Source organism: Verrucosispora sp. WMMC514 (assembly GCF_027497295.1).
GTDB classification, from domain to species: Bacteria; Actinomycetota; Actinomycetes; order Mycobacteriales; family Micromonosporaceae; genus Micromonospora; species Micromonospora palythoicola.
In genome coordinates, this window is the sequence record NZ_CP114906.1 from 4,876,754 (window position 1) to 4,903,344 (window position 26,591).

At 71.1% G+C, this 26,591-nt stretch carries 25 protein-coding genes; 20 read left to right on the plus strand and 5 right to left on the minus strand.

All coding sequences use genetic code 11. The features are described 5' to 3' along the window. The first annotated feature begins 9 nt into the window (after nt 1-9). A complete protein-coding gene (gene pheT, locus O7597_RS22710) occupies nt 10-2,586 on the plus strand; it encodes a phenylalanine--tRNA ligase subunit beta (protein WP_281580626.1) in 2,577 nt (858 codons plus the stop codon). 51 nt (nt 2,587-2,637) lie between these two features. On the opposite strand, the gene O7597_RS22715 is transcribed toward pheT, so the two are convergent. Next, the gene (locus O7597_RS22715; protein ID WP_281580627.1) at nt 2,638-3,519 is read right to left on the minus strand and encodes a Crp/Fnr family transcriptional regulator; all 882 of its coding nucleotides are present in this window, start codon (nt 3,517-3,519) and stop codon (nt 2,638-2,640) included. Between O7597_RS22715 and O7597_RS22720 the strand changes: the two genes are divergently transcribed. From O7597_RS22720 to argH, 13 genes are all read left to right on the plus strand, one after another. Next, entirely contained in the window at nt 3,520-4,488 is a 969-nt protein-coding gene (locus tag O7597_RS22720) for a hypothetical protein (RefSeq protein ID WP_281580628.1), read from the plus strand. A 206-nt stretch (nt 4,489-4,694) separates the two neighbouring features. Continuing rightward, nucleotides 4,695-6,827, plus strand: coding sequence for a hypothetical protein (locus O7597_RS22725; protein ID WP_281580629.1), 2,133 nt, complete (start codon nt 4,695-4,697; stop codon nt 6,825-6,827). Next, nucleotides 6,824-7,642, plus strand: coding sequence for a hypothetical protein (locus tag O7597_RS22730; RefSeq protein ID WP_281580630.1), 819 nt, complete (start codon nt 6,824-6,826; stop codon nt 7,640-7,642). The genes O7597_RS22725 and O7597_RS22730 overlap by 4 nt, the downstream gene beginning before the upstream one ends. 176 nt (nt 7,643-7,818) lie before the next feature. After that, the gene (locus tag O7597_RS22735; protein ID WP_281580631.1) at nt 7,819-9,021 is read left to right on the plus strand and encodes a nucleotide sugar dehydrogenase; all 1,203 of its coding nucleotides are present in this window, start codon (nt 7,819-7,821) and stop codon (nt 9,019-9,021) included. Then, nucleotides 9,021-9,800 (plus strand): glycosyltransferase family 2 protein, encoded by a 780-nt coding sequence (locus O7597_RS22740; protein ID WP_164445141.1) that lies wholly within the window; start codon nt 9,021-9,023, stop codon nt 9,798-9,800. Before O7597_RS22735 ends, O7597_RS22740 begins: the two co-directional genes overlap by 1 nt. 8 nt (nt 9,801-9,808) lie before the next feature. After that, the gene (locus O7597_RS22745) at nt 9,809-10,834 is read left to right on the plus strand and encodes an NAD-dependent epimerase/dehydratase family protein (RefSeq protein ID WP_269737344.1); all 1,026 of its coding nucleotides are present in this window, start codon (nt 9,809-9,811) and stop codon (nt 10,832-10,834) included. A 106-nt stretch (nt 10,835-10,940) separates the two neighbouring features. After that, nucleotides 10,941-11,942 (plus strand): N-acetyl-gamma-glutamyl-phosphate reductase, encoded by a 1,002-nt coding sequence (argC, locus tag O7597_RS22750; protein ID WP_281580632.1) that lies wholly within the window; start codon nt 10,941-10,943, stop codon nt 11,940-11,942. Beyond that, complete coding sequence (gene argJ, locus O7597_RS22755; RefSeq protein WP_281580633.1) at nt 11,939-13,105, plus strand: bifunctional glutamate N-acetyltransferase/amino-acid acetyltransferase ArgJ; 1,167 nt, start codon at nt 11,939-11,941, stop codon at nt 13,103-13,105. Before argC ends, argJ begins: the two co-directional genes overlap by 4 nt. Before the next feature lie 55 nt (nt 13,106-13,160). Continuing rightward, complete coding sequence (gene argB / locus O7597_RS22760; protein WP_281580634.1) at nt 13,161-14,048, plus strand: acetylglutamate kinase; 888 nt, start codon at nt 13,161-13,163, stop codon at nt 14,046-14,048. Beyond that, complete coding sequence (locus O7597_RS22765; RefSeq protein ID WP_281580635.1) at nt 14,045-15,334, plus strand: acetylornithine transaminase; 1,290 nt, start codon at nt 14,045-14,047, stop codon at nt 15,332-15,334. The genes argB and O7597_RS22765 overlap by 4 nt, the downstream gene beginning before the upstream one ends. After that, nucleotides 15,331-16,257 carry an ornithine carbamoyltransferase gene (gene argF / locus O7597_RS22770; RefSeq protein WP_281580636.1) on the plus strand — a complete coding sequence of 309 codons (927 nt, stop codon included), beginning with the start codon at nt 15,331-15,333 and terminating at the stop codon, nt 16,255-16,257. The genes O7597_RS22765 and argF overlap by 4 nt, the downstream gene beginning before the upstream one ends. A 114-nt stretch (nt 16,258-16,371) precedes the next feature. Continuing rightward, nucleotides 16,372-16,899, plus strand: a complete 528-nt coding sequence (locus O7597_RS22775) for an arginine repressor (RefSeq protein WP_269737353.1) — start codon at nt 16,372-16,374, stop codon at nt 16,897-16,899. 58 nt (nt 16,900-16,957) lie between these two features. Further along, entirely contained in the window at nt 16,958-18,421 is a 1,464-nt protein-coding gene (gene argH / locus O7597_RS22780) for an argininosuccinate lyase (RefSeq protein ID WP_269737371.1), read from the plus strand. A gap of 104 nt (nt 18,422-18,525) precedes the next feature. Here the strand turns inward: argH and O7597_RS22785 are convergent, their stop codons facing one another. The 3 genes from O7597_RS22785 to O7597_RS22795 are packed head-to-tail and all read right to left on the minus strand — an operon-like array spanning nt 18,526 to nt 20,746. Then, complete coding sequence (locus O7597_RS22785; protein WP_281580637.1) at nt 18,526-19,248, minus strand: hypothetical protein; 723 nt, start codon at nt 19,246-19,248, stop codon at nt 18,526-18,528. Next, the gene (locus O7597_RS22790; RefSeq protein ID WP_269737355.1) at nt 19,245-20,030 is read right to left on the minus strand and encodes a hypothetical protein; all 786 of its coding nucleotides are present in this window, start codon (nt 20,028-20,030) and stop codon (nt 19,245-19,247) included. Before O7597_RS22790 ends, O7597_RS22785 begins: the two co-directional genes overlap by 4 nt. After that, nucleotides 20,027-20,746, minus strand: a complete 720-nt coding sequence (locus tag O7597_RS22795) for an ATP-binding cassette domain-containing protein (protein WP_281580638.1) — start codon at nt 20,744-20,746, stop codon at nt 20,027-20,029. Before O7597_RS22795 ends, O7597_RS22790 begins: the two co-directional genes overlap by 4 nt. A 124-nt stretch (nt 20,747-20,870) precedes the next feature. On the opposite strand from O7597_RS22795, the gene O7597_RS22800 reads away from it, so the two are divergent. The 6 genes from O7597_RS22800 to O7597_RS22825 all read left to right on the plus strand — a co-directional run bounded on the left by O7597_RS22800 (nt 20,871) and on the right by O7597_RS22825 (nt 25,641). Further along, a complete protein-coding gene (locus O7597_RS22800; RefSeq protein ID WP_281580639.1) occupies nt 20,871-21,731 on the plus strand; it encodes a histidine kinase in 861 nt (286 codons plus the stop codon). After that, on the plus strand, nt 21,728-22,420 hold the full coding sequence (locus O7597_RS22805) for a response regulator transcription factor (protein WP_281580640.1): 693 nt from the start codon (nt 21,728-21,730) through the stop codon (nt 22,418-22,420). Before O7597_RS22800 ends, O7597_RS22805 begins: the two co-directional genes overlap by 4 nt. Before the next feature lie 100 nt (nt 22,421-22,520). Then, entirely contained in the window at nt 22,521-23,138 is a 618-nt protein-coding gene (locus tag O7597_RS22810) for a DNA-3-methyladenine glycosylase (protein ID WP_281580641.1), read from the plus strand. Nucleotides 23,139-23,338: 200 nt separating this feature from the next. Further along, a complete protein-coding gene (locus O7597_RS22815; protein ID WP_269737360.1) occupies nt 23,339-23,707 on the plus strand; it encodes a DUF805 domain-containing protein in 369 nt (122 codons plus the stop codon). Nucleotides 23,708-23,881: 174 nt separating this feature from the next. Beyond that, the gene (locus O7597_RS22820) at nt 23,882-25,021 is read left to right on the plus strand and encodes an LLM class flavin-dependent oxidoreductase (RefSeq protein ID WP_210829872.1); all 1,140 of its coding nucleotides are present in this window, start codon (nt 23,882-23,884) and stop codon (nt 25,019-25,021) included. Beyond that, nucleotides 25,018-25,641 carry an FMN reductase gene (locus tag O7597_RS22825; protein ID WP_281580642.1) on the plus strand — a complete coding sequence of 208 codons (624 nt, stop codon included), beginning with the start codon at nt 25,018-25,020 and terminating at the stop codon, nt 25,639-25,641. The genes O7597_RS22820 and O7597_RS22825 overlap by 4 nt, the downstream gene beginning before the upstream one ends. A gap of 47 nt (nt 25,642-25,688) precedes the next feature. Here O7597_RS22825 and O7597_RS22830 read toward each other — a convergent pair whose 3' ends face one another. Then, the gene (locus tag O7597_RS22830) at nt 25,689-26,534 is read right to left on the minus strand and encodes a universal stress protein (protein ID WP_269737363.1); all 846 of its coding nucleotides are present in this window, start codon (nt 26,532-26,534) and stop codon (nt 25,689-25,691) included. Nucleotides 26,535-26,591: the final 57 nt, after the last annotated feature.

Sequence of the window (26,591 nt, forward strand, 5' to 3'; positions counted from 1 at the left end):
TTACCCATAATGCGAGTTTCTCTCAGTTGGTTGCGGGAGTACGTCGACGTACCCGACCTGCCCGTCGACGAGTTGGAGCGGGCCCTGGTCGACCTCGGCATCGAGGTCGAGTCCATCGTGGACCTGTCTGGCACGGTCACCGGGCAACTGGTGGTCGGCGAGGTCCTGGAGATCGAGGAGCTGACCGGCTTCAAGAAGCCGATCCGGTTCTGCCTGGTGAACGTGGGCGCCGCCAACGGCACCGGTGAGCCGCAGGAGATCGTCTGCGGTGCCCGCAACTTCGCCCCGGGTGACCGGGTGGTGGTGATCCTGCCCGGCGGCGTGCTGCCAGGTGGCTTCGCCATCGGTGCCCGCCGCACGTACGGGCGCAACTCCAACGGCATGATCTGCTCGGCCCGGGAACTGGGCCTGGGCGACGACCACTCCGGCATCCTGGTGCTGCCCGAGCACGTGGTGGCGGCGCCCGGCGACGACGCCCGTCCGGTGGTCGGCCTCGACGACGTCATCGTCGAGGTGGAGATCACCCCGGACCGGGGCTACCAGATGTCGCTGCGCGGGCTCGCCCGCGAACTGGCGCACGGCCTCGGCCTCGACTACTCCGACCGGGGCCGGATGCCCGCGACGCCCGGCACGGCCGAGCCGGCGTACCCGGTCGAGGTGCGCGACCCGGTCGGCTGCGACCGGTTCGCGGCCCGGATGGTGCGCGGCGTCGACCCGGCGGCGCAGACCCCGGACTGGATGCGGCAACGGCTGACCATCGCCGGCATCCGCAGCATCTCGTTGCCGGTGGACATCACCAACTACGTGATGCTCGAACTCGGCCAGCCGATGCACGCCTTCGACGCCGACCGGATCGCCGGCCCGCTGGTGGTGCGCCGGGCGGTACCGGGGGAGAAACTGACCACGCTCGACGGGGTGACCCGCGCCCTCGCCCCCGAGGACATGGTCATCTGCGACGCCGGGCTGCCGAACCCGGTCGCCGCCGAGGGTGACGGCATGCCGATCTCACTGGCCGCCGTGATGGGCGGCGAGACCAGCGAGGTGCTGCCGGGCACCGTCAACGTGCTCTTCGAGGCCGCGCACTGGGACCCGGCGATGGTGGGTCGCACCGCGCGCCGGCACAAGCTGTTCAGCGAGGCGGCGAAGCGTTGGGAGCGCGGGGTCGACCCGGCGCTGCCGCTGGTCGCCCTGGACCGGGCGGTCGGGCTGCTCACCTCGTACGCGGGCGGCACCGCCGGCGAGGAGGTGCTGGACATCAACCACGTCCGGCCGCGTACCCCGGTCACCCTGCCGGCGGACCTGCCCAGCCGGCGGGTCGGTGTGGACTACCCGCCGGCCCGGGTGGTCGCGCTGCTGGAGCAGGTCGGCTGCACCGTGGCGCGCGGCACCGACCGGCTGGCCGAGGAACCGGGCTCGGTGGGGGTGGCCGCCGGAGACGGCGAGGCGCTGAGCGTCACCCCGCCGACCTGGCGGCCCGACCTGACCGATCCGGCGGACCTGGTCGAGGAGGTGGTCCGCCTCGACGGGTACGACAAGGTGCCGTCGGTGCTGCCGACCGCGCCGCCCGGCCGGGGCCTGACCTGGCAGCAGCGACGCCACCGGGCGGTGTCCCGTTCCCTGGCCGAGCGCGGTTACGTCGAGGTACTGGCGCACCCGTTCGTCGCCACCGAGCTGGCCGACCAGCTCGGCCTGCCCGCCGACGACCCACGCCGCCGGGCGGTGCGGCTGGCCAACCCGCTGTCGGAGGAGGAGCCGCTGCTGCGCACCACGCTGCTCGGCCCGCTGCTCGGTATCGTCCGGCGCAACCTCGGCCGTGGCCTGCGGGACCTGTCCCTCTACGAGATCGGCACGGTCTTCCAGCCTCGGGTGGACGCCGGCAGCCCGCCGCCGATGGGCGTGGACCGGCGTCCCACCGACGCGGAGTTCGCCGCCGCCGACGCGGTGGTTCCGCACCAGCCCCGGCACGTCGCCGTCGTGCTGACCGGTGAGATCGAGCCGGCCGGCTGGTGGGGCGGCGGGCGGGCGGCCGGCTGGGCGGACGCCGTCGAGGCGGGCCGCGCGGTGCTCGCCGCCGCCGGGATACCGGACCGGCAGGTCGAGGTGCGCTCGGCCGAGTACGCCCCCTGGCACCCGGGCCGCTGCGCGGCGCTGCTGGTCGACGGTGCGGTCGTCGGCCACGCCGGTGAGCTGCACCCGCAGGTCGTGGCGACGCTCGAACTGCCGAGGCGGACCTGCGCCATGGAGCTGGACCTGGACGCTCTGCCGGCACCTGCGGTGACGGCCGCGCCCGCTGTCTCCGGCTACCCGCCGGCGCTGATCGACGTGGCGCTGGTGGTGGCCGAGTCGGTACCGGCGGCGCAGGTCCGGCAGGCACTCGTCGAGGGTGCCGGCGAGCTGCTGGAGTCGGTCAGCCTGTTCGACGTGTACGCCTCGGAGCAGCTCGGCACCGGACGCAAGTCACTGGCCTACAAGTTGACCTTCCGGGCTCCGGACCGCACGTTGACGGTCGAGGAGGCGGTGGCCGCCCGCGACGCCGCCGTCGCCCGCGCCGCCGAACGCTGCGGCGCCGCCCTCCGCGGCGCCTGACCGGCGAGCAAGGGCCCCTTCCCGACGCCTCGTGCGGGGAAGGGGCCCTTCTTAACCTGTAGAGTCGACCTGCCCGAGCTGCTGCAAGCGAGTCATGTCCCGGACCGTCACCCGACGGTAGTCGGTGTCAACCAGCCCGTCGGTCCGTAGCTCCCGAAGGACCTTTTGCACCGACGTCTCGGAGGCACCACATATGGACGCCAGTTCGGGCTGGGTGAGTCGCACATCGATGACGACTCCGTCGGGTGCCTGGCGGCCGTGTGTGCGGGACAGCTCCGCGATCACCCGGGCCACCCTGATCTTGACCGGGTAGGAGGAGAAGTCGATTCGCCGCCGGTTCGACCAGCGGAGTCGGTCGGAGACCATCGCGGCGAGTTCGAGCGCTGCGTCGGGATGGCCCCTCAGGAAGACACGGAACCGGTCCGACGTGATCACGCTGTAGCGGGCCGGGCTGCAGGCGGTGACCGTCGCCGAGCGCGGCTGATCATTGAGTGCCGACATCTCGCCGACCAGGTCGCCGCCGACCCGCAGCGACAGCAATGCGGTGCGGCCATCCGGCAGGGCAGCGGTGACCTTGGTCAGGCCCTCCTCGATCAGCACCAGGTGGGACTGTAACTGTCCCTCAAGGATCAGCATCTGACCGGCCGGCACCTGGCGGCGGACGCCGAGTCCCAACAGGGTGGCGCGAACGCTCGGATCGAGCCGTTGCATGAAGGTTCCGTAGGGCCATTTCGAGGTTTGGGGTGGTTCGCGCCGCATCCAGGCTCCCGCTCTGCTCAGCCATTCACCGCGACCGCAGCGTAGCCGGCTGGCTGCGTAATGCCACACCCGACGTAGCAGTGCAACCCCGATCAGGTACGCGACCAGTAACCCCAGCGTCAGGTGAAGGTCCAGCCCTAGGGACAGCAGCAGATCAATCGGTGCGTTCCACATGTGATTAGTGCACTGTGGTCGGCCGCGCGAGATGCCTGCACGTTACGGGATGACGGTTGGCAGACAGCCGATTCGATGCCGTATTTCTACGGGGTTTCAGGCCCTTCCCGCGAGTTGGATGTTCGCTGGTGCCCGGCTTCTGGAGACCGGGGTGAGGAGGGATACGCGATGCAGCATCCGGAGCGCCGGTTGTTGGTGTGCGTGGACATGGAGCGCTACAGCCGGCGTGGCAATGTCCAGCAGTACGAGGCACAACAGGACTTCCATCGGCTGCTGCGCGAGGCGGCCGATGAGGTGGGCATGAGCCGGGTCGGGTGGACGACGCAGCAGGCGGGCGACGGAGAACTGGCGATCCTGCCCCGGGAGGTTCCCGAGGCGAGAGTGATCGGCCGTTTTCTGCCAGAGCTCAACCGCCGGCTGCGTTCGTACAACGCCAGCCGCCTACCGCAGGCCCGCATCAGGCTGCGGGTGGCAGTGCACCAGGGCATGGTGCACCTCGACGGAGCCAATGGTTTCCCCGGGCAGGCGGTGGTGACGGTCAGCCGGCTCTGCGACGCGGCACCTGTCCGCCGAGCGTTGGCGGCCTGCCCCGACGCCGGGATCGCGCTGGTGGTCTCATCCGACATCTACCGCGACGTCGTGACCGAGTACCCCGAGGAGATCCTGCCGGAGCGGTTCCAACGAATCGAGGTGGTTCACGCGGACAAGGGGTTCCGGGAGTTGGCGTGGCTCTGCGTCCTGGGAGAGGAGACCACGCCCTGGCGGGACGGAGTATCGCCTGGTTCGGCTGATCGACCGACAGAGCCCACCGGACGCGGCAACACCGGGCAGGGCGGAGACCCGTCGGCCGGCGGCGGTATCCGTACCGGAGACATCCGCGTCGACGGCCAGAACGCGGTCGGGCCCGGTGCGATAGCGATCGGTTCCATCGGTCGTGACGCGAATATTCGCCCGGAATCGAACCAATGAACGACATGCGGCCGGAGGCGACCGCCGATGTCGAGGCGGCTGGGCCCGAACAGGCGACAACGCGGGCGCTCGGCGTGACCCGCCCCGGTCAAACGGGGAGTGGCGAGCGACCCGTGACGCATGCAACGACATCGGACTCGTCCGGCGAATCGCGTCAGGGGAACCCCGGCGACTCGCCGGAGAACCCGAACGGGGAATCGTCGCCCGTGGACAACGCGGAGGCCGCCTCGTCGACCGGTGACACGAACGGCGAGGACGAGGCGGAGAACCGGGAAGATCCGCTGGACTCCGGTGATGTGCTGCGCCGCCTCGCCGGCCTGTTCGGCAGCGCCGGCATTGACACCGGCGACATGTTCGTACAAGGCCAGAACGCGACCGGAAACGGCGCTCTGGCGATCGGCACGGTCAACATCGGTGCGGCGACAGAGGCGGTGGAAGGCCGCCGCGTCTGGTCGGAGACGCTTAGCGAGGCCACCGTGCTCGACCTGGTGAAGAGCTACGCGCCGGCCGGTAGCGACCAGCAGATCGACCACAGCCTGAAGCAGCGCAATCTGGTGTGCCTTTCCGGTCCGGCGGGGAGCGGGCGGTTCACCTCGGCGGTGGTCGCGTCAGCTCGTCGGCACGGCGCGAACGGAGTGAACGTCATCGGGGTCCAGCAGTTCACCGACCTGTTTCAGACGAAACTGGTTCAGAAACGCGGATGCGGTTACGTGCTTCGACTCACCGACGATGACGTCCGTAACCTGGACGGCTATGCGTTGTTGGGGCTGGCTGCGCGGGCCGTTGCTCACGGGATGACGTTGCTGCTGGTGGGCGACTTCTCCCGACGCGTCCAGGAACTCGCAGGGCATGTCGTCGAGCATCGACCGGCTCCGGCGGGCGAGGTGTTCCGGGCCCGCCTCCGGCGCGAGTTGGCCGGCCGGTGTGTCGGTTTCTGCGCCGACGGGTGTACTGCCGTCTGCGTGGAGAAGTACGTCGACGAGTGCGCCAGCCATCCACTGCTCTCGGGATACCTGGCCGGGGAACCGCGACCCCGCGAGGTGGTCCCGGTGGTGGAAGCCATCGCGCAATCGGTACCACGAGCCAGGTCGCTGAGTGAGCGGCTGGCACAACTGCTGCCCCGGCAGCTTCGTGAGCGGGCCGCACACATCCTCGACCCGCAGGCGGACGACGGTGCCTCGGTGGGCTGGTCCGTCGAGCAGGTGCGGGCCTTTCGGCTGTCCTGTGTGGTACTCGCGGGACTGACGCCGGCAGAGATCCGCCTCGCGGCCGATCGACTCGTAACGCGGGACGAACCAACCCAGCCGGTCCCCGTACGGCTGCGCGGTGCCACGCTCGATGACCTGCTCGGTCCGACATTGCGCGCCGTCGTGGTAACGCCGGACGAGGATTGGACCACCGGGGGCGCCCGGCTCCAGTTCGTACCCGGTAGCGAACAGCTGCGATTGGCCGTACTCGATGTGGCATGGACCGACTGGTGGGCGCCCCGAGCGCTGCTCGACTGGCTCGCGGACCTGATCCGCGGGGACCAGCCGGATGTACGGCAGGCAGCGGCAGCAGCCATCGGGTGGTCGGCCGGCCGGGATGTGTACGCGGCCCTGGACACCGTACGTGACCTGGCTCGGGAACGGCTGGCGAGCGTACGGCAGGCCGCAGCGATCGTCCTTGTCGCGATTGCGATGCAGCCCAGGTTGAGGCAGCGGGTCCGCGTCGAGTTGGACGGCTGGGCTACCGGGCCGGCGCACCTGCGAGACACCGTCGCCCGTGCCCATGAACTCGGGCTGGCCCGGTTGTGGCCGGACGCGGCTCTGACGCAGTTGCGCCTGGTTGCCTCTGGACGGATGCAACGTTGGCACAACTCGGTGGTTCGCGGTCTGATCGAGGTCTATCAGGGCGGACATGGTGCCGCGCTGCTGCCAGCGCTTGCGCAGTGGACCGTCGACCCCAGCCGAGAGGTGCGGCTGCACGCGGCTCGGGCGCTGCGGACACTGGCCGAACGCTGGGCCCGGCCACCCCGCGGGCACTGGCCCGAGCTGCTGGAGCTGGCGCGTCGCGGTGTCGTGTCTCCCGACGATTTGGCGACTCTCTGGGCGACGGCGCTGAGCCTGCCCGAGACGGCGTACCGGGCCTGGCGGGCGCTCGGCTTCTGGGTCAACCGGGCGGACGGCCAGCCCGAGGTCGCGGCGCATGTCCTGGCGCTGCTACGGCTCGTGCTGGCTGGGCGCCCGCCGCTGCGTCGCCGGCTCGACCACCAGCTCCGGCATGTCTGGCGCCCCGTCATGCCCGGGTGCGTCCTGCTTGACGACATCGAGAATCTGATTGCTGAGGATGCAAGATGAGCACTCAACCCTTCGGTAGCTCTCACGTTCGCCAACCCCTGCCGCAGCAGGAGCGGCGCAGGTGGTGGCAGACGGTTTTTTCACCCGCATCCGATCTCACGCCACCAGCCCCGGTCACGCCTCCCCGGATCACCTTCCGGCAGGATGTGCCGCAACCTCTCCTGGTACCGGCCAAGGGCGACGCCTTCGACTTCAACGTGCACGTCGTCTACTTCTGGACGGCGACCAACATGAGCTTCGACGAACTGCGCATGCGGGCCGAGGCGCTACTCCCCTGGGCGGGTGGCATCGTCCGGGAGCGATCGATCGATCTGGCCCGCGAGCACGAGCCACACCGCGCTCACGACCTCGAACGGGCGTTGAACAACCTACTGACGGGCCAGCGCTGGCCGCAGGAGGCACACCTACCGCAGTTCACGGTGCGGCTGCGGGTCAGCCCGGACGAGCGGGTACGGGAACGGCTCCGGCCGTACTGGGAACAGCGGATCAAACTCGAGTGCGACCACGAGCTTGAGAAGATCCGTGCCCGGCAGGCCGACGACCTGACCCGTCGATGGGCAGCCGTGCTGCAGAGTCTCCAGGACGATCCGGTCACTGCACATGCCGCTCGCCTGACGGGCGAACAGTTCGCCGAGGTGTTCCACCGTTACGTAGAGGAGCGCCGGGACATCGTCCCGAACCTGGTTGATCTCCTGCGGGAGGCGGTCAAGGGCCACGGCGACCTTGGTCTTGGCCCGTCCGAGTACACGCAGGCATGGGACGTCGCGTTGCGGACATACGAGCGGCAACAGGGCCTCGCCAGTCCAGCACGGTGAACGTCTTTCGTCGGCTCTTTCGGAATGGTGCGTAAGAGCCGACGAAAGATGCCGTATCGGCCGAAAGGCCAAGACCGTTCGATCGTTTGGTTACCCACGAGTCACGTCTGAGGGGTTAGCCTGCTGTATCCCGATGACCCTGGGATCACACCCGCCACCCCCACGGGAGCCCCCTCATGTCCGATGATCCGCCCGCCTCGGTCGACGTCTGCATTGTCGGTGGTTGTGGCCGGGTGGGCCTGCCGCTGGGCATCGCCTTCGCCGCCCGCGGGCTGTCCGTCGTGCTGTACGACATCAACGCCGAGGCTGTCGCGGGCGTCAACGCGGCCACCCTGCCCTTCGCCGAGCCCGGCGCGGCCGATCCGCTGGCCGAGGCGGTGGCGGCCGGCCGACTGCGCGCCACCACCGACCCCGCCGCCGTCGGGATCTCGGACCACCTGGTCGTCGTGGTCGGCACGCCGGTCGACGAGCACCTCAACCCGGATCTCGGTGCCGTGCCCCGCGCGTTGGAACGCTGCGCCGAACACCTGCGCGACGGCCAGCTGATCGTGCTGCGCAGCACCGTCTACCCCGGGGTCACCGCGCTGACCGAGAAGTTGCTGGCCGGCAAGGGCCTGCGCGCGGACGTGGCGTTCTGCCCGGAACGGATCGCCGAGGGCCGGGCGATGACCGAGCTGTTCACGCTGCCGCAGATCGTCGCCGCGTGGACCCCGGAGGCGCTGGCGCGGGCGGAGAAGTTGTTCCGGCACCTGACCGACCAGATCGTCCCGCTCGAACCCGAGGAGGCCGAGCTGGCGAAGCTGTTCACCAACACCTGGCGGTACATCAAGTTCGCCACCGCGAACCAGTTCTGGATGATGGCCAACGACTTCGGGCTGGACTTCGCCCGGATCCGGCACGCGGTGGCGTACGACTACCCCCGTGCGGCCGATCTGCCGATGCCCGGTTTCGCCGCCGGGCCGTGCCTGTTCAAGGACACCATGCAACTGGCCGCGTTCAACCGGAACAACTTCGTGCTCGGCCACTCCGCGATGCTGATCAACGAGGGGTTGCCGCTGTACCTGGTGTCCCGCCTGGAGGACCGGTTCGACCTGACCGCCTCGACGGTGGGCATCCTCGGCATGGCCTTCAAGGGCGGCAGCGACGACCCCCGGGAGAGCCTGGCGTACAAGCTGCGCAAGATCCTGGCGTTGAAGACCCGGGAGACGCTCTGCACCGACCCGTACGTGGCCGACGAGCGCCTGGTCGACCTGGACGAGGTGTTGCGCCGGGCGGACCTGCTGGTCATCGCCGCGCCGCACGAGCAGTACGCCCGCCTGGACACCGACAAACCGGTGGTCGACATGTGGGGTCTGACCGGGCAGGGGGTGCGGGTGTGATGAATCCCCGGGTCTCGGTGATCGTGCCGGTCTACAACGAGGGTGAGGCGATCATCCGCTGCCTGGAGCGGATGCTGCGCGAACTGATGCTGCCCGCCGAGGTGCTGATCGTGCACGACATGCCCGAGGACACCACGGTCCCGTACGTCGAACGGATCGCGCGTACCGACCCGAGGGTCCGGGCGGTGCTCAACACCTACGGCCGGGGCCCGGCCAACGCGATCCGGTTCGGCATCGACGCGGCCCTGGCGCCGGTCGCGGTGGTGACGATGGCCGACGGGTGTGACGATCCCCGCCAGATCGACGAGTTGGCCCGGTTGGTGGACCGGGGGGTGGTGGTCGCCGCGGCCTCCCGGTACATGCCGGGTGGTCAGCAGGTCGGCGGGCCGAGGCTCAAGCGGATGATGTCCCGCTGGGCGGGACGAAGTCTTTACACCTTCGCCCGGGCCGGCACCCGCGACGCCACCAACAGCTTCAAGGCGTACGACACGGCGTTCGTCCGGGAGGTCGGCATCGAGTCGCGGACCGGCTTCGAGATCGGGCTAGAACTGACCGCGAAGGCCACCCGGCTGCGCCTGCCGGTGGCGGAGATTCCGACCATCTGGCTGGACCGTCCGCTCGGCGAGTCCCACTTCGACCTGGGCCGCTTCCTCCCCGGCTACCTGCGCTGGTACCTGTTCGCCTACGGTCGACGGCTGAGCCGGGAGAAGTTGACCGCCCGGGTGCGGACGGCGGCCGTGCCGGCTCCGCGTGGTACCGAGTACGAGAAGACGGCATAGGAGCGTTCGTGGCGAAGATCCTGGTAACCGGTTCGGCCGGCTTCATCGGCGGCTATCTCGTCGCGGAGCTGCTGGACCGCGGCCACGAGGTGGTGGGTGTCGACAACTTCTCGAAGTACGGTCCGGTCGCCCAGAGCCACGAGGGGAACCCCCGGTTCCGGTTCGTGGAGGGGGACGCCCGCGACACCGAGCTGCTGACCGGGCTGCTCGACGGCTGCGACCACCTGGTCGCCGGGGCGGCGATGATCGGCGGGATCTCCTACTTCCACGCGTACGCCTACGACCTGCTCGCCACCAACGAGCGGATCATGGCGGCGACCTGTGACGCGGCGATCCGAGCCCACCGCGACGGCCGGCTGTCCAAGGTCACCTACCTCTCCTCCTCGATGGTGTTCGAGTCCACCGAGCACTGGCCCAGCCGGGAAGGCGACGAGCGACGTGTCCCGCCGCCGCTGTCCTCATACGGCTTCCAGAAGCTGGCCGTGGAGTACTACGCCCGCGCGGCCTGGGACCAGTACCGGTTGCCCTACACGATCGTGCGGCCGTTCAACTGCGTCGGCGTGGGGGAGGGGCGGGCGCTGGGCCAGGCCGAGGTGCTCTCCGGCAACGTCAAGCTGGCCATGTCGCACGTGGTGCCCGATCTGGTGCAGAAGATCGTCAAGGGGCAGGATCCGTTGCACATCCTCGGCGAGGGCGACCAGGTGCGGCACTACACCTACGGCGGGGACCTGGCCCGGGGCATCGCGCTGGCCATCGAGCATCCGGCGGCGGCCAACGAGGACTTCAACCTCTCCACCGCCGAGTCGACCACCGTGCTGGAGTTGGCCGAGCTGATCTGGCGCAAGATCAAGGGACCGGACGTGCCGTTCCGGTACGTCAGCGACGACCCCTTCCAGCATGACGTACAGAAGCGGGTGCCGGACACCACGAAGGCCCACGAGGTGCTCGGCTTCACCGCCACCACGTCCCTGGATGAGATGCTCGACGAGGTCATCCCCTGGGTGACCGACGCGGTCGCCGAGGGCCGGTTGTAGCACACCGGCACCCATCGTGGTTCATTACCATACGGCTTCCTGTATGAACTTGCAGTTCGAGGTGCGCCCCTGTTAATCTTCTCTGCATATTCATGCGGAGGTGGGTATGGGGATTCGGGCTGCGGTCGCCGGGGCGAGCGGGTACGCCGGTGGTGAGCTGCTCCGTCTGCTCGCCGGGCACCCCGAGTTCGACCTGGTCGCCGCGACCGCGCACAGCCAGGCCGGGCAACCGGTCGAGGCCGTCCACCCGCAGCTGACCGGGCTGGACATGACTCTCGGCGGGACCACGCCGGAGGTGCTGGCCGAGGCCGATCTGGTCTTCCTCGCGCTGCCGCACGGTGAGTCCGCCGCCCTGGCGGCGCGACTGCCCGCCGGGGTCCGGATCGTCGATCTCGGCGCCGACCACCGGCTCGCCGACGGTGACGCCTGGGCCCGTTACTACGGCGGCCCGCACGCGGGCGCGTGGACCTACGGCCTGCCCGAGCTGCCCGGCCAGCGGGCGCGGATCGCCACCGCCGAACGGGTGGCCAGCACCGGCTGCTACGCGGCGACGATCACCCTGGCGCTGGCGCCGCTGATCGCCGCCGGTGCCGCCCGACCCGACGACGTGGTGGTCGTCGCCGCGTCCGGCACCTCGGGCGCGGGCCGGGTGGCCAAGGCTCACCTGCTGGCCAGCGAGGTGATGGGCGACCTGTCGCCCTACAAGGTGGGCGCACACCAGCACGTACCCGAGATCAAGCAGGCCACCGGTGCGACCGGGCTGTCGTTCACGCCGGTGCTGGCGCCCATGCCGCGCGGCATCCTGGCCACGGTCACCGCGCTGCCGACCGGCGAGGCCGACCCGCGCGCGGTGTTGGCGCGGGCGTACGCGGACGAACCGTTCGTGCACCTGCTGCCCGAGGGGCGGTGGCCGCACACCGCCGCCACGCTGGGCGGCAACTCCTGCCACCTGCAGGCCGGCGTCGATGTCGACTCCGGCCGGCTGATCGTGGTCGCCGCGCTGGACAACCTGGGCAAGGGTGCCGCGGGCCAGGCGGTGCAGAACGCCAACCTGATGTTCGGTCTGCCCGAAACCACGGGCCTGTCCGTGTGGGGGACCGCGCCATGACCGTGACCACTCCCGAGGGATTCCGGGCGGCCGGGGTCGCCGCCGGCCTCAAGATCAGCGGTGGGCCGGATGTGGCGCTGGTGGTCAACGAGGGCCCCGACACCGCCGTCGCCGGGGTCTTCACCACCAACCGGGTCAAGGCCGCGCCGGTGCTCTGGTCCCAGCAGGTGGTCCAGGGCGGCCGCGTACGGGCGGTGGTGCTCAACTCCGGCGGTGCGAACGCCTGCACCGGCCCGGCCGGCTTCCAGGACACCCACGCCACCGCCGAGCACACCGCCGCCGCGTTGACCTCAACCAACGCGTACCAGGTCGGTGCCGGTGAGGTGGCCGTCTGCTCCACCGGCCTGATCGGCGAGCGGCTGCCCATGGACCGGCTCCTGCCCGGGGTCGCCGCTGCTGTCGAGAGCCTGGGTGACCACGGCGGCGTCGCCGCCGAGGCGATCATGACGACGGACACCCGGCCGAAGACCACCGTTGTCTCCGGTGCCGGCTGGACCGTCGGCGGCATGGCCAAGGGCGCGGGCATGCTCGCCCCGGGGATGGCCACGATGCTCTGTGTCCTCACCACCGACGCGGTGGCCGGGCCGGCGACGCTCGACGCGGTGCTGCGGGCGGCCACCCGGGTCACCTTCGACCGGGTGGACTCCGACGGCTGCATGTCGACCAACGACACGGTGCTGCTGCTGGCCAGCGGTGCCTCGGGTGTCACGCCGAGCGAGGCGGAACTGACCTCGGCGGTCACCGCCGCCTGCCACGACCTGGCCCGGCAGCTGCTCGCCGACGCCGAGGGCGCCACCAAGGAGATCGCCATCGAGGTGGTCGGTGCCGCCGACGAGGACGACGCGGTCGAGGTGGGCCGGTCGGTGGCCCGCAACAACCTGGTCAAGACCGCGCTGTTCGGCAACGACCCGAACTGGGGCCGGATCCTCGCCGCTGTCGGCACGACCGCCGCCGCCTTCGAGCCGGACGCGGTCGACGTGGCGGTCAACGGCGTCTGGGTCTGTCGGGCCGGCGCCGCCGCCGAGGACCGCTCGAAGGTCGACCTCTCCGGCCGGGACGTCACCATCCGGATCGACCTGCACGCCGGCGCCGCCGAGGCGACGGTGTGGACGAACGACCTGTCGCACGCCTACGTGCACGAGAACTCGGCCTACTCAACGTGAGCGCGAGGAACGCAGCGCAGCGGAGTCCCGCAGTCGCGAACGGAAGGCGGATCCGGTGAATCTGAACTCCGATCTGGCCCTGGCCCAGGCCAAGGCGGCCACGCTGATCGAGGCGCTGCCCTGGCTGGCCCGCCTGTCCGGTGCCACCGTCGTGATCAAGTACGGCGGCAGCGCCATGAGCGACCCGGAGTTGCGGCGGGCCTTCGCCGCCGACATGGTCTTCCTGCGCTACGTCGGCCTCAAGCCGGTGGTGGTGCACGGCGGCGGACCGCAGATCTCGGCCATGCTCGGCCGGTTGGGCATCGCCAGCGAGTTCCGGGGCGGCCTGCGGGTGACCACCCCGGAGGCGATGGACGTGGTCCGGATGGTGCTGTTCGGGCAGGTGGGCCGCGAACTGGTCGGGTTGATCAACGCGCACGGTCCGTTCGCGGTCGGTCTGTCCGGTGAGGACGCCGGGCTGTTCCGGGCGGTGCGGCGGTCCGCGTACGTCGACGGGCAGCCGGTCGACGTGGGTCAGGTCGGCGACGTCGAGTCGGTGGACGTCTCGGCGGTGGACGACCTGATCGCGGCCGGCCGAATTCCGGTGATCTCCACGGTGGCGCCGGACGCGGACGGGGTGTTGCACAATCTGAACGCCGACACCGCCGCCGCCGCGCTCGCGGTCGCGTTGCGGGCGCGCAAGCTGGTCGTGCTCACCGACGTGCCCGGCCTCTACGCCGACTGGCCGGACAGGTCCAGCCTGCTCAGCGAGATCAACACGGACGAGTTGGCGAAGCTGCTGCCGTCGCTGGAGTCGGGCATGGTGCCGAAGATGGAGGCGTGCCTGCGGGCCGTCGACGGAGGAGTGCCGGCCGCGCATGTCGTGGACGGTCGGGTCGCCCATTCCACCCTGCTGGAAGTGTTCACCCCGGAAGGCTTCGGAACGATGGTGATTCCCTCATGAGCGCCCTGGTCAGCCGGTGGCGGCAGGCGATGATGGACAACTACGGCACGCCGCCGTTGGCGCTGGTGTCGGGTTCCGGCGCCGTCGTGGTCGACGAGGCCGGCCGGGAGTACGTCGACCTGCTCGGCGGCATCGCCGTCAACTCTCTCGGGCACGCGCACCCGGCGGTGGTGGCGGCCGTGTCGAAGCAGGTCGCCACGCTCGGCCACGTCTCCAACCTGTACGTCTGCGAACCGCCGGTGGCGCTCGCCGAACTGCTGCTGGCCCTCGCCGGCCGGCCGGGCCGGGTGTTCTTCGCCAACTCCGGAGCCGAGGCCAACGAGGCGGCGTTCAAGCTCTCCCGGTGCACCGGCCGCACCGGGGTGGTGGCCACCGTCGGCGGCTTCCACGGGCGGACGATGGGCGCTCTCGCCCTGACCGGTCAGCCGGCCAAGGCCGACCCGTTCCGGCCGCTGCCGGGCGAGGTGACCCATGTCCCGTACGGTGACGTGGCCGCGCTGGCCGCGGCGGTGACCGACGCCACGGCCATGGTGATCCTGGAGCCGATCCAGGGCGAGAACGGTGTGGTCGTCCCGCCCGCCGGCTACCTCGCCGCGGCCCGCCGGATCACCGCCCGACACGGTGCCCTCCTGGTGCTGGACGAGGTGCAGACCGGCGTCGGCCGGACCGGGCACTGGTTCGCCCATCAGGCCGACGGCGTCGAACCGGATGTGGTGACCCTGGCCAAGGGGCTCGGTGGCGGGTTGCCCATCGGCGCGACGCTCGCCTTCGGCCCGGCCGCCGACCTGCTCGGCCCCGGTTCGCACGGCAGCACCTTCGGCGGCAACCCGGTCAGTTGCGCCGCCGCGCTGGCCGTCATCTCCACGATCGCCAGTGAGGGGTTGCTCGACCACGTCAAGCGGTTCGGTGAGCGGCTGCGTCTGGGGATCGAGGCGCTCGGTCATCCGCTGGTGGCCGGCGTACGCGGTGCGGGGCTGCTGCTCGGCGTCACCCTGACCGCACCGGTGTCCGCCGCGCTCGCCGGGGCGCTGCGCGAGGCCGGCTTCCTGGTCAATCCGATCCAGCCCGACGTGATCCGGCTGGCCCCGCCGTTGATCCTCACCGCCGCTCAGGTCGACGCCTTCCTGGCGGCGCTGCCGGCCGCCCTGGCGGCGTCCACGGGTGTCCCGGATCGGGTTGCCCCGGTCGCGCCGTCCGGCGGTGCGATTCCGGTCGCCCCGGTCGACGGGAGTGCGCCGACCAGTTTCTCGACCAACCCGGTGGCGCCGAGGGAGGCTTCCGCGTGATCCGGCATTTCCTGCGTGACGACGACCTGTCGCCGGCCGAGCAGTCCGCGGTGCTCGACCTGGCCGGCCGGATGAAGGCCGACCGGTTCGCGTTCGCGTCGTTGGCCGGGCCGCGCTCGGTGGCGGTGCTGTTCGACAAGCAGAGCCTGCGCACCCGGATCTCCTTCGACGCCGGCATCGCCGAACTGGGTGGTCACCCGCTGGTGGTGGACACCCAGGTCACCCACTTCGGCCGGGGTGAGTCGCTCGGCGACGCCGGCCGGGTGCTGTCCCGCTACGTGGCCGCGATCGTGCTGCGTACCCATGGCGACGACCGGATCGCGGAGGTCGCCGCCGGAGCCACCGTGCCGGTGGTCAACGCGCTCACCGACGGGTTCCACCCGTGCCAGTTGCTCGCCGACCTGCTCACCATCCGCGAATGGTGCGGTGGCACGGTGGGGCGGACGCTCGCCTACGTGGGGGACGCGGCGAACAACATGTCCCACTCCTACCTGCTGGCCGGCGCGACCGCCGGCATGCACGTGCGGGTCGCCGGTCCGGCCGGCTTCCACCCGCACCCGGACGTGGTGGCCCGGGCCGAGGCGATCGCCGCCGGCACCGGCGGTTCGGTCCGGGTGCTCACCGACCCGGTCGCCGCCGTCCGCGACGCCGACGTGGTGGCCACCGACACCTGGACCTCGATGGGACAGGAGGCCGACGGCATGGACCGCAGCACCCCGTTCCTGGCGTACCAGGTCAACAAGGCGCTGCTCGGGCACGCCGCGCCGGAGGCCATCGTGCTGCACTGCCTGCCGGCGCACCGCGGCGAGGAGATCACCGACGAGGTGCTCGACGGCCCGCGCAGTGCCGTCTTCGACCAGGCGGAGAACCGGCTGCACGCCCAGAAGGCGCTGCTGACCTTCCTGTTGCAGGAGTCCCGGTGAGCGCGAGGAACGCAGCGCAGCGGAGTCCCGCAGTCGCGAACGGAAGGCTGGTCCGGTGAGCGCGAGGAACGCAGCGCAGCGGAGTCCCGCAGTCGCGAACGGAAGGCTGGTCCGGTGAGCGCGAGGAACACCGCGCCGCTGACCCGGGGCGCCCGCCACGCCCGCATCGTCGAGCTGATCCGCGACCGGGCGGTCCGTTCGCAGACCGAGCTGGCCGAGTTGCTCGGCGCGGAGGGCGTCCAGGTCACCCAGGCCACCCTCTCGCGGGATCTCAAGGAGCTGGGCGCGGTCACCGCGCGGGGCGGTGACGGCCGCGCCGTGTACGTGATTCCCGAGGATGGTCACCGGCCGCTGCGCGACGCCGAGGCGGCACCGGCCCGTCTGGTGCGGCTGCTGCGTGAGCTGCTCAACGAGGTCGATTCCAGCGGCAACATCGCGGTCCTGCGTACCCCGCCGGGGGCCGCCCACTACCTGGCCAGCGCGTTGGATCGGGCGGGCCTGTCGGAGGTCGTCGGCACCATCGCCGGCGACGACACCATTTTCGTCGTGGCACGTGCCGCCGACGGTGGCGCCGCGCTCGGTGAACGGCTCGCCAGCTGGGCCCGCCGGGACGACAGTGCCGAAGGGAGCGGTACGCAGTGAGCGAGGTCGTGTCGGACGTGGGTGCCCGGTGGGGAGGCGGCTGATCGTGGGGACCACAATTGACCGGGTGGATGACAAGAGCCTGACCGAGAACAGCGCAGCGGCCAACCGGACGAGCCTGTGGGGAGGGCGCTTCGCCGGTGGCCCGTCGGAGGCCCTGGCCCGCCTGTCGGTGAGCGTGCAGTTCGACTGGCGGCTGGCCCCGTACGACATCGCTGGTTCCCGGGCGCACGCCCGGGTGCTGGCCGGTGCCGGCCTGCTCGACCCGGAGGAACTGGGTCGCATCCTCGCCGCCCTCGACGACCTGGAGGCGGCCTGCGCCTCGGGCGCGTTCCGTCCCACCGTCGACGACGAGGACGTGCACACCGCTCTGGAGCGTGGCCTGCTGGAACGGCTCGGCAGTCTCGGCGGCAAGCTGCGCGCCGGCCGGTCCCGCAACGACCAGGTCGCCACCGACCTGCGGCTCTATCTGCGCGATCACGCCCGGGGTGTGGCCGCGCGGCTGGTGGAGCTGGCCGAGGCGCTGGTCGAGCAGGCGGGGCGGCACGTGGACACCGCCGCGCCCGGTATGACGCACCTGCAGCACGCCCAGCCGGTCACCTTCGGCCACTGGCTGCTCGCCCACGTGCAGCCGTTGCTGCGGGACCTGGAGCGGCTCCGCGACTGGGACCACCGGGCGGCGGTCAGTCCGCTCGGCGCGGGGGCGCTCGCCGGTTCGGGGCTGCCCCTGGACCCGGTGGCGGTCTCGAAGGAGTTGGGGTTCCGGACGTCGTTCGCCAACTCGATGGACGCGGTCGCCGACCGGGACTTCGTCGCCGAGTTCCTCTTCGTCACCGCGATGATCGGGGTGCACCTGTCCCGCCTCGGTGAGGAGGTGGTGCTCTGGACGTCGCAGGAGTTCGGCTGGGTGGAGCTGGACGACGCCTTCGCCACCGGCTCGTCGATCATGCCGCAGAAGAAGAACGCGGACATCGCCGAGCTGGCCCGGGGCAAGTCGGGTCGGCTGGTCGGCGGGCTGGTCGCGGTGCTGACCATGCTCAAGGGCCTGCCGATGACGTACGACCGGGACATGCAGGAGGACAAGGAGCCGGCTTTCGACGCGGTCGACACCCTGGAACTGCTGCTGCCGGCGCTCGCCGGAATGATCTCCACGATGACGGTACGCGTCGACCGCCTGGTCGCCGCCGCGCCGGTGGGCTTCTCCCTGGCCACCGAGGTGGCCGACTGGCTGGTGCGCAAGGGTGTGCCGTTCCGCGACGCGCACGAGATCACCGGCAAGTTGGTGGCGCTCTGCGCGGCCCGGGACTGTGCCCTCGACGAGGTCTCCGACGCCGACCTGGCCACCGTCAGCGAACACCTCGACCCGGCCGTACGCGACGTGCTGTCGGTCCGCTCGGCGCTGGCCGCCCGCATCACCCCCGGCTCGACGGGCCCCGGCCCGGTAGCCGACCAACTCGCCACCGCCGCCGACCAACTCACCACCTGGCGCGAGTGGTCCGCCGAGCAGGTCGTCCCCCGCTGACCCGCACCCCTTCGCGATCTCTCGTGCAGTTTCGGGGAAACTGTCGCCGCCAGGCACGCTGAGGCGACGGTTTCCCCGAAACTGCTGCCTCGACGCGCCCGGACTCAGGCGTCGCGGCGGCGGAAGGCGGCCACCGCCCCACTGCCGATGACAACGACCCAACCGAGCAGAACGAGCAGGCCGGTGGCGGGCGTCAGAACCTGTGCCGGGTCGGGAAGGTAGAGCAGGCCACCAGCCCGATCCGGCAGGTAACGAGCGTGCGGGATGACGGCGTCCAGCAGCGGCGAAACGACCAGCACCAGGCTGAGCGTGACGACGAGAGCGGAGACGACGGCCCGCAGGAGCGCGGCAAGAGCCAGCCCGAGCAACCCGATGAGCGCGAGGTAGACCGCCGCGCCGACGACGTTCCACGGGAGACCGTCGGTGACCACCGGGACGTTCCGCGCGGCCAGCGCGATTCGGGCCGTGAGCAGCCCGACGCCGAGCGCCGCGACGGCGGTTGCGGTAGCCCAGGCCAGGTAGGCGAGGGTCTTGGCGACCGGCACGGCCAGGCGGTCCGGCACGCACCGCAGGGTGGTGTGTATCTGCCCATCGGCGTACTCGGTCCCGACCGCGAGGACGCCGAGCGAGATGGTGCCGGCCTGGAGGTACGGCACCGCCTGGAGGACGACTGCGACCGGCTCGTCCACCCGGGCCGGCGAGGCGGCCAACGCCCCGGTGACGGCGACGGCTGCGCCGATCGTGCCGAAGACCGCCGCCAGCACCGCCGGCAGGCCGGACAGCTTGGCCAACTCCGCGGCGGTGGCACGGGCGCAGGAGCGGATCATGCGTCCCGCCGCAGGAAAACCGCACTGGCCAGCGCGAGCAGCGCTGCCGTCCAGGTGGCCATGACCAGGCCGCCGGTGACCGGGGCGAGCGCGTCGTCGAACGCCAACAGGTCACCGGCGAACATGCTCATGCCCGCGAGATCGGGCAGGAACCGCGCGAGCGGGGTGAGGTGCGACAGCAGCACGGAGACCGAGACGAGGCTGCTGTTCACCACGAGCACGATGATCGGGACGATCCCGTTGCGGGTGAAGACCGTGACCGCGAGGGCGATCAACGCCGTGAGCATCCAGTAGATCCCGGCACCGACGCAGCGGGACAGCACCCCTTCCGGTGCCGGTGGAGCGTCGGTGCCGACTATCCCGCCGGCCAGCGCCAACGAGGCGGGAATCACCACCAGAGCCGCGACCGCGACCAGCAGGACGACGGTGACGACCTTGGCGGCCAGCACACCGAGGCGGTTGGGGATGGCGGTGAGGGTCGTGGTGATCTGCCGACCGCCGCCGATCCGGGCACTGTTCGCGGTGTACTCGCCGGCAACGGCGACGACGCCGAGGACCACCGCGCCGACCGTGCCGATCGGCACCGCGGAGAAGACCGCCTCGACCGGCGAGGTGTAGGCCGTCAGCTCGGTCCGGCCGCTGCGCAGCGCGGCGCGGACACCGACGGCGTTGATCAGAGTGATCGCGACCGGACCGAGCACCGTGACAGCCAGCGCGACAGTGGTCGCCGGCAGCGTCGCCGTCTTGCGAATCTCGGCGACGACCGTGTCGACGAAGGTCATCGCCCACCTGCCGTCGGCCCGGTGAGGGCGAAGAAGGCATCCTCCAGGGTCGGGTAGCCGGCCGTGACGTCTCGGATCGGACCCGCGGCGACGACCCGGCCGTTGGCGATGACGACCAGGTCGTCGGCGATCTCGTCCACCTCCCTCATCAGGTGGCTGGAGAGCAGCACGGTGCCACCGGCGTCCGCGTGCCCGCGCAGCAGAACGCGGATCCAGCGGATGCCCTCCGGATCGAGCCCGTTCACCGGCTCGTCGAGCACGAGTGCACGAGGTTCGCCGAGCAGCGCGGCGGCCAGCCCGAGCCGCTGGCACATGCCGAGTGAGAACCGGCCGACCCTGGTTCCCCCGGCGGCACCGAGCCCGACCTGATCGAGCACCTCGGTCACCCGCCGGATCGGGATGCCGTTGCTGCGCGCCATCCAGGTGAGGTGGTTGCGCGCGGTACGGGAGCGGTGTGCGCCGGAGCCGTCCAGCATCGACCCGACGGTGCGTAGCGGCTGGCGCAGGCGCCGGTACGGTTGGCCGTCGACCAGGGCCGTGCCGGCATCCGCCCGGTCCAGGCCCAACAGGATGCGCAGGGTGGATGACTTGCCCGCACCGTTCGGCCCCAGCAGACCTGTCACCCGGCCCGGTGTGGTCCGGAAGGTGACATCGGTGAGGATCTCGCGGGAGCCGCGCCGCTTGACCAGACGCTCGACTGACAGCATGAGCACCATGTCAGCGCAGCGTGCCGGTCCGCGTCATCGGACCAGAGCCGGGACTTCCGCCAGCCCGCCCACCTCAGGTCGCTCCGACCCAGGTCCGATGTCAGGCCACGGTCCGGGTTCCTAGACTCGCAAGATGGCACCTGACGGGCGACCGACACGGCGGCCCTGGCTGTCCGCCGTCGCCGCCTCGGTGCCGGTGGCTCTGCTCCTCTGCCTGATGACCGCGGGCACCGTGGGTCCGGCCGGGACGCTCCTGTTGACGGTGATCACCACGACCGCCGTCGCGGCGTTGCTCTGGGCGGTGATCGGCGCCCGTCAGCAACGGCGGGTGTACGAGGACCGGCTGACCGCATGGGCGGCTGAGCGGGCCGCGGCGGCGGAACGGTTGCGCATCGCCCGTGAGCTTCACGATCTCGTCTCGCACGGCCTGGGCCTGGTCACCGTGCGTGCCGCCACGGCAGCTCGGGTGACCGGGCCGACCGGTGAGGCCGAACGGGTGAACGCCCTGTCCGACATCGAACAGGTCGGTCGGCAGACCACGGCCGAACTGCGGCGGATGCTCGATGTGCTCCGCGCACCTGGCGCCGAGCCCGCTCCCTTACGACCGCCCGACACACTCGACGCCCTACCGGAGATCGTGCGGTCCACGACCGCCGCCGGGACCGCCGCCACTGTCGAGGTGCGGCGGGTCGGTGAGGTGCCACCCGTCGTGCAGCTCGCCGTGTGCGCGATCGTCCGGGAGGGCCTGAGCAACACGGCCCGGCACGCCGGGCCGACCTGCGTGCACGTCACCGTGGATCGCGACGGCGACGCGATCGTGGTGGAGGTACGGGACACCGGTCCCCGCCCCGGCTGGCGACCCCGCCCCGGTGCCGGCCACGGCCTGGATGGTCTGCGCGAGCGAGTGAGCATGCTCGATGGTGCCTTGCGCGCCGGCCCGGTCGGGCCGGGCTTCCAGCTCACGGCGCGCCTGCCGGCCCGGCGGTCCGGATGACAACCGGATCAGCGGGCCGATCCACAAGCATCCGGGTGCTCGTCGCGGACGACCAGCCGCTCCTGCGGCACAGCCTCGCCCTGCTCATCGACGGCACCCCGGGCCTCACCGTCGTCGGTCAGGCCGCCACCGGACACGAGGCCGTGTCGCTCACCCGGGAACGCCGACCCGACGTCGTCCTGATGGACATTCGGATGCCCGACGGCGACGGCATCGAAGCGACCGGACGCATCGCCGCCGCCACCGACCTGAGCGATACCAGGGTTCTCGTGCTCAGCATGTTCGCACTCGACGAGTACGTGGCTGCCGCGCTGCGCGCCGGGGCGCACGGCTTCCTGCTCAAGGACGCCCACCCGGACCAACTCGTCGACGCCATCCGACGGACCCACGCGGGCGAGTCCCTCTTCGCGCCCAGCATTCTCACCCGCTTCGTCGCGCACTACCTCGACCGGCCCGGCCCGCCCGAGGTCCGTAAGATCGACAGGCTGACCGGCCGCGAGACCGAGGTGCTGTCTCTCGTGGCCCGCGGCCTGTCCAACGACGAGATCGCCCGGACACTCACCATCTCGATCAAAACCGTCAAGACGCACGTCGGCAACCTGCTCACCAAGCTCGAAGCCCGTGATCGAGCTCAACTCGTCATCGCCGCCTACGAGAACGATCTTGTCGCGCGTCGATCCTCGGAGTAAGTTCCGCCTCCTCCCTGCCGGACGTCGCGGCTTCGGCCCGACCGGATCAGCGGGGGAGTGCCGCTTGCCGGTTGGGCTCCGGGCCGGGTTACCTGGACGGATGGACCATCCCTGGCTTACCGCCCCCGCCGCCGACGTCGCGTGGACCGCGCGGACGCTCCTCGGTGCCGAGGTGGCGGCGAACGGGGTGCGGATCAGGCTGACCGAGGTCGAGGCGTACGCCGGAACCGGTGTGGATCCCGCCTCGCACGCGCATCGCGGGCCAACACCCCGGACCGAGGTCATGTTCGGTCCGGCGGGCTACGCCTACACGTATTTCGTCTTCGGGATGCACTGGTGCCTCAACGTCGTCTGCGGCGATGAGGGAGAGGCGGCAGCGGTCCTGCTCCGCGCCGGCGAGGTGATCGACGGTGTGGACCTGGCCCGCAAGCGGCGTGGCGAGGTGCCCGACCGGGATCTCGCGCGCGGACCGGCACGGCTGGTGGTCGCGCTCGGCGTCGACGCGTCGGCAAACGGCACCAGCGTTGTCGACGGCACCGGGCCGCTGCTGCTGACGCCGCCGACCCACCCGGTCGCGCCATCGGCCGTCTCCGCTGGCCCGCGCGTCGGCGTGGCCGCCGCGCACGACGTGCCCTGGCGCTTCTGGATCACCGGCGACCCGACCGTCAGCCCGTACCGCCGGCACGTGCCACGAAGGCGTCGGCCGTCAGGTCGGTGACCCGTCCTCCTGGGCGGGTGCGGAGCTGGCGGGCAGGCGAGACGGGTTTCTCGGATCTGTCGGCCATCACTGGCGTGGCAACGGCCGGGTCCGCTGGCCCGCCGGCCGAATCTCGAGGCCGATCGTGTGGAACAACGCGGTGTGACGCGACGACGTACCCTGCTGGCACCAGCGAGGCTCTATTGTGGAACGGGGATGTCATGTCTTTCGCCGATGCGGTTCGTTCTGTTCTGTCGCAGTACGCTACCTTCCAGGGCCGGGCTCGTCGCTCCGAGTACTGGTGGTTCTCGTTGTTCCTCCTTCTGGTTGGAATTGCGGCCCGGGTCGTCGACAGTGCGCTGGGCGTCGACTTCGAGGCGTCGGGCGGACCTGTTTCCTTGGTCGTCAATCTGGCACTTCTGCTGCCGTCGCTGGCTGTCTCCGTACGGCGTCTGCACGACCTGGACCGTTCCGGTTGGTGGTTGTTGCTCGCCCTGATCCCGATTGTCGGGTGGATTGTGCTGCTGGTGTTCGCTGTCCAGAACGGTACGCCCGGTCCAAACCGCTTCGGCCCCAGCCCGAAGTCATAGACGAGCATCCGCTCACGAGCCGTGCCACGCGTTGATCCGCCGCATCAGCGTGGATGGGACGGCCGTGACGGGGGACACTGACGCGAGGCGGGCTCGCGGAATAGTTGACTCGTCAAATATGTTGTCGGGGGCGTCGGGCACCACCGCCCGGTCGGACGACACGAGGGAGCGGTCATGCAGTTCGGAGTCTTCACCGTCGGCGACGTCACGGTCGACCCGACGAACGGCCGGGAGCCCACCGAGGCCGAACGGATCAAGGCGATGGTCACCATCGCGTTGAAGGCCGAGGAGGTCGGCCTCGACGTCTTCGCCACCGGCGAGCACCACAACCCGCCGTTCGTGCCCTCGTCGCCCACCACCATGCTGGGCTGGATCGCCGCCCGCACCGAGCGGCTGCTGCTGTCGACCGCGACCACGCTGATCACCACCAACGACCCGGTGAAGATCGCCGAGGACTACGCGATGCTCCAGCACCTCGCCGACGGCCGGGTCGACCTGATGATGGGCCGGGGCAACACCGGGCCGGTCTACCCCTGGTTCGGGCAGGACATCCGTAACGGCATCCCGCTCGCCATCGAGAACTACGACCTGCTGCGCCGGCTGTGGCGCGAGGACGTGGTCGACTGGAAGGGGAAGTTCCGCACCCCGTTGCAGTCGTTCACCTCGACGCCACGCCCGCTCGACGGCGTACCCCCGTTCGTGTGGCACGGCTCCATCCGCAGCCCGGAGATCGCCGAGCAGGCCGCGTACTACGGCGACGGTTTCTTCGCCAACCACATCTTCTGGCCCGCCGAGCACACCCGGCGGATGGTCGGCCTGTACCGGCAGCGCTTCGAGCACTACGGCCACGGCTCCGCCGACCAGGCGATCGTCGGTCTCGGTGGCCAGGTGTTCATGCGCCGCAACTCCCAGGACGCGGTGCGTGAGTTCCGCCCCTACTTCGACAACGCGCCGGTCTACGGCCACGGCCCCTCGCTCGAGGAGTTCACCGCCCAGACCCCGCTGACCGTGGGCAGCCCGCAGCAGGTCATCGACCGTACGCTCGGCTTCCGCGACTACGTGGGCGACTACCAGCGGCAGTTGTTCCTCGTCGACCACGCCGGGCTGCCGTTGAAGACCGTCCTGGAGCAGCTGGATCTCCTCGGCGAGGAGGTCGTGCCGGTGCTGCGCAAGGAGTTCGAGTCGCTGCGGCCGGCGCACGTGCCGCTGGCGCCGACCCACGCCTCGCTGCTGGCCGCCGCCGGTGGTGGCGGTGACAGCACCGTCCACGCCGTCGACGACGTCACCGGCCGGGCACCGGAGGCCGCCCGATGACCGTGCGTACCCTCGCCGTGGTCTCGGCCGGTCTCAGCCAGCCCTCGTCGACCCGGTTGCTGGCCGACCAGCTCGCCGCGGCCACCCGCGACGAGCTGATCCGGCACGGCGAGCAGGTCGAGCTGCGCCCGGTCGAGCTGCGCGAACACGCCCACGACATCGTCAACCACCTGCTCACCGGCTTTCCGGCGGAACCGTTGCGGCGGGTGCTGGACGAGGTCACCGGCGCCGACGGGCTGATCGCCGTCAGTCCGATCTTCAACGCCTCGTACAACGGGCTGTTCAAGTCGTTCTTCGACCTGGTCGACGCCGACGCGCTCGGCGGCCGTGCCGTCCTGATCGGAGCGACCGGCGGCACCGCACGGCACTCCCTGGCGCTGGAGCACGCGCTGCGTCCGATGTTCACCTACCTGCGGGCGGTGGTGGCGCCGACCGCCGTCTTCGCCGCACCGGAGGACTGGTCCGGCGGGACCGTCGACGGCGCGCTGCGCGCCCGGATCGAGCGCGCCGGCCGGGAACTCGCCGAACTGGTACGGCGCAGCGCCCCGTCCAGCGGACCCACCGACCCGTTCGCCCTCACCACCAGCTTCGACCAACTGCTCCACGGCCGCGACGGCTGATCCCGCCGGCCGGGCCGCCACTTGGCGGCGGCCCGGCCGGCGGGTGGTCACTGCTCCGGCTGGTACGGGTGGGCGATGAGCACCGGGCAACGGGCGTGGTGCACGAGCGTCTGGCTGACCGAGCCGAGCAGCAGCCCGGCGAAGCCACCCCGACCACGGGATCCGGCCACCACGAGCGCCGCGTCCCCGGTCGCCTCGATCAACGCCTGGTCCGCCTTGGGCGCGACGATCAACCGTTCCCGCACGGTCAGCCCCGGGCGGCTACCGCGCGCCGCCGCACCGGCGGTGGCGAGCAGGGCCTCGGCCTCCCCGGTGTCGTCGCCGTCGGCGGCGACGTGCACCAGCACCAGCGTCCCACCGCGCCGGCCGGCCTCCTCGGCGCCGTACCCGACGGCGAGTTCGGCCGACTCCGAACCGTCCACGCCGACCAGCACCGGCCCCTCGGTGGGCAGCGGACGGTCGGGCGGGCGGATCACCAGCACCGGGCAGTGACCGTGCGCGGCGACCTGGGTGCCGACCGAGCCGAGCAGCAGCCCGGCGAAGCCGCCCAGGCCCCGGCTGCCCACCACCACCAGCTCCGCCCGCCGGGACTCCTCGACGAGCGTCGCACCCGGCCCGCCGGCCACCTGACGCACCTCGACCGTCAGCCCCGGCCACCGGTCGACCAGCTCGGCGGCGGTCTGTTCGAGCATCTTGCGGCCGTCCTCCGACGCCGCCGGCACACCCACCTCGTACGGGTTGATCGGCACGCCGTAGCCGAGCGGGTGCAGGTATCCGTGTACCAGGTGCAGCGGGCGGGAACGCCACACCGCCGCCTGTGCCGCGTGCTCCGCGGCCACCAGGCTCGGCGGCGATCCGTCCACCCCCACCACGACAGGTCGGGTCATCGTCACTCCATCGGTCGGTCAGGGTTCATTGTCGACGCCTCCCGCCGCCGGTACGCGTCGACA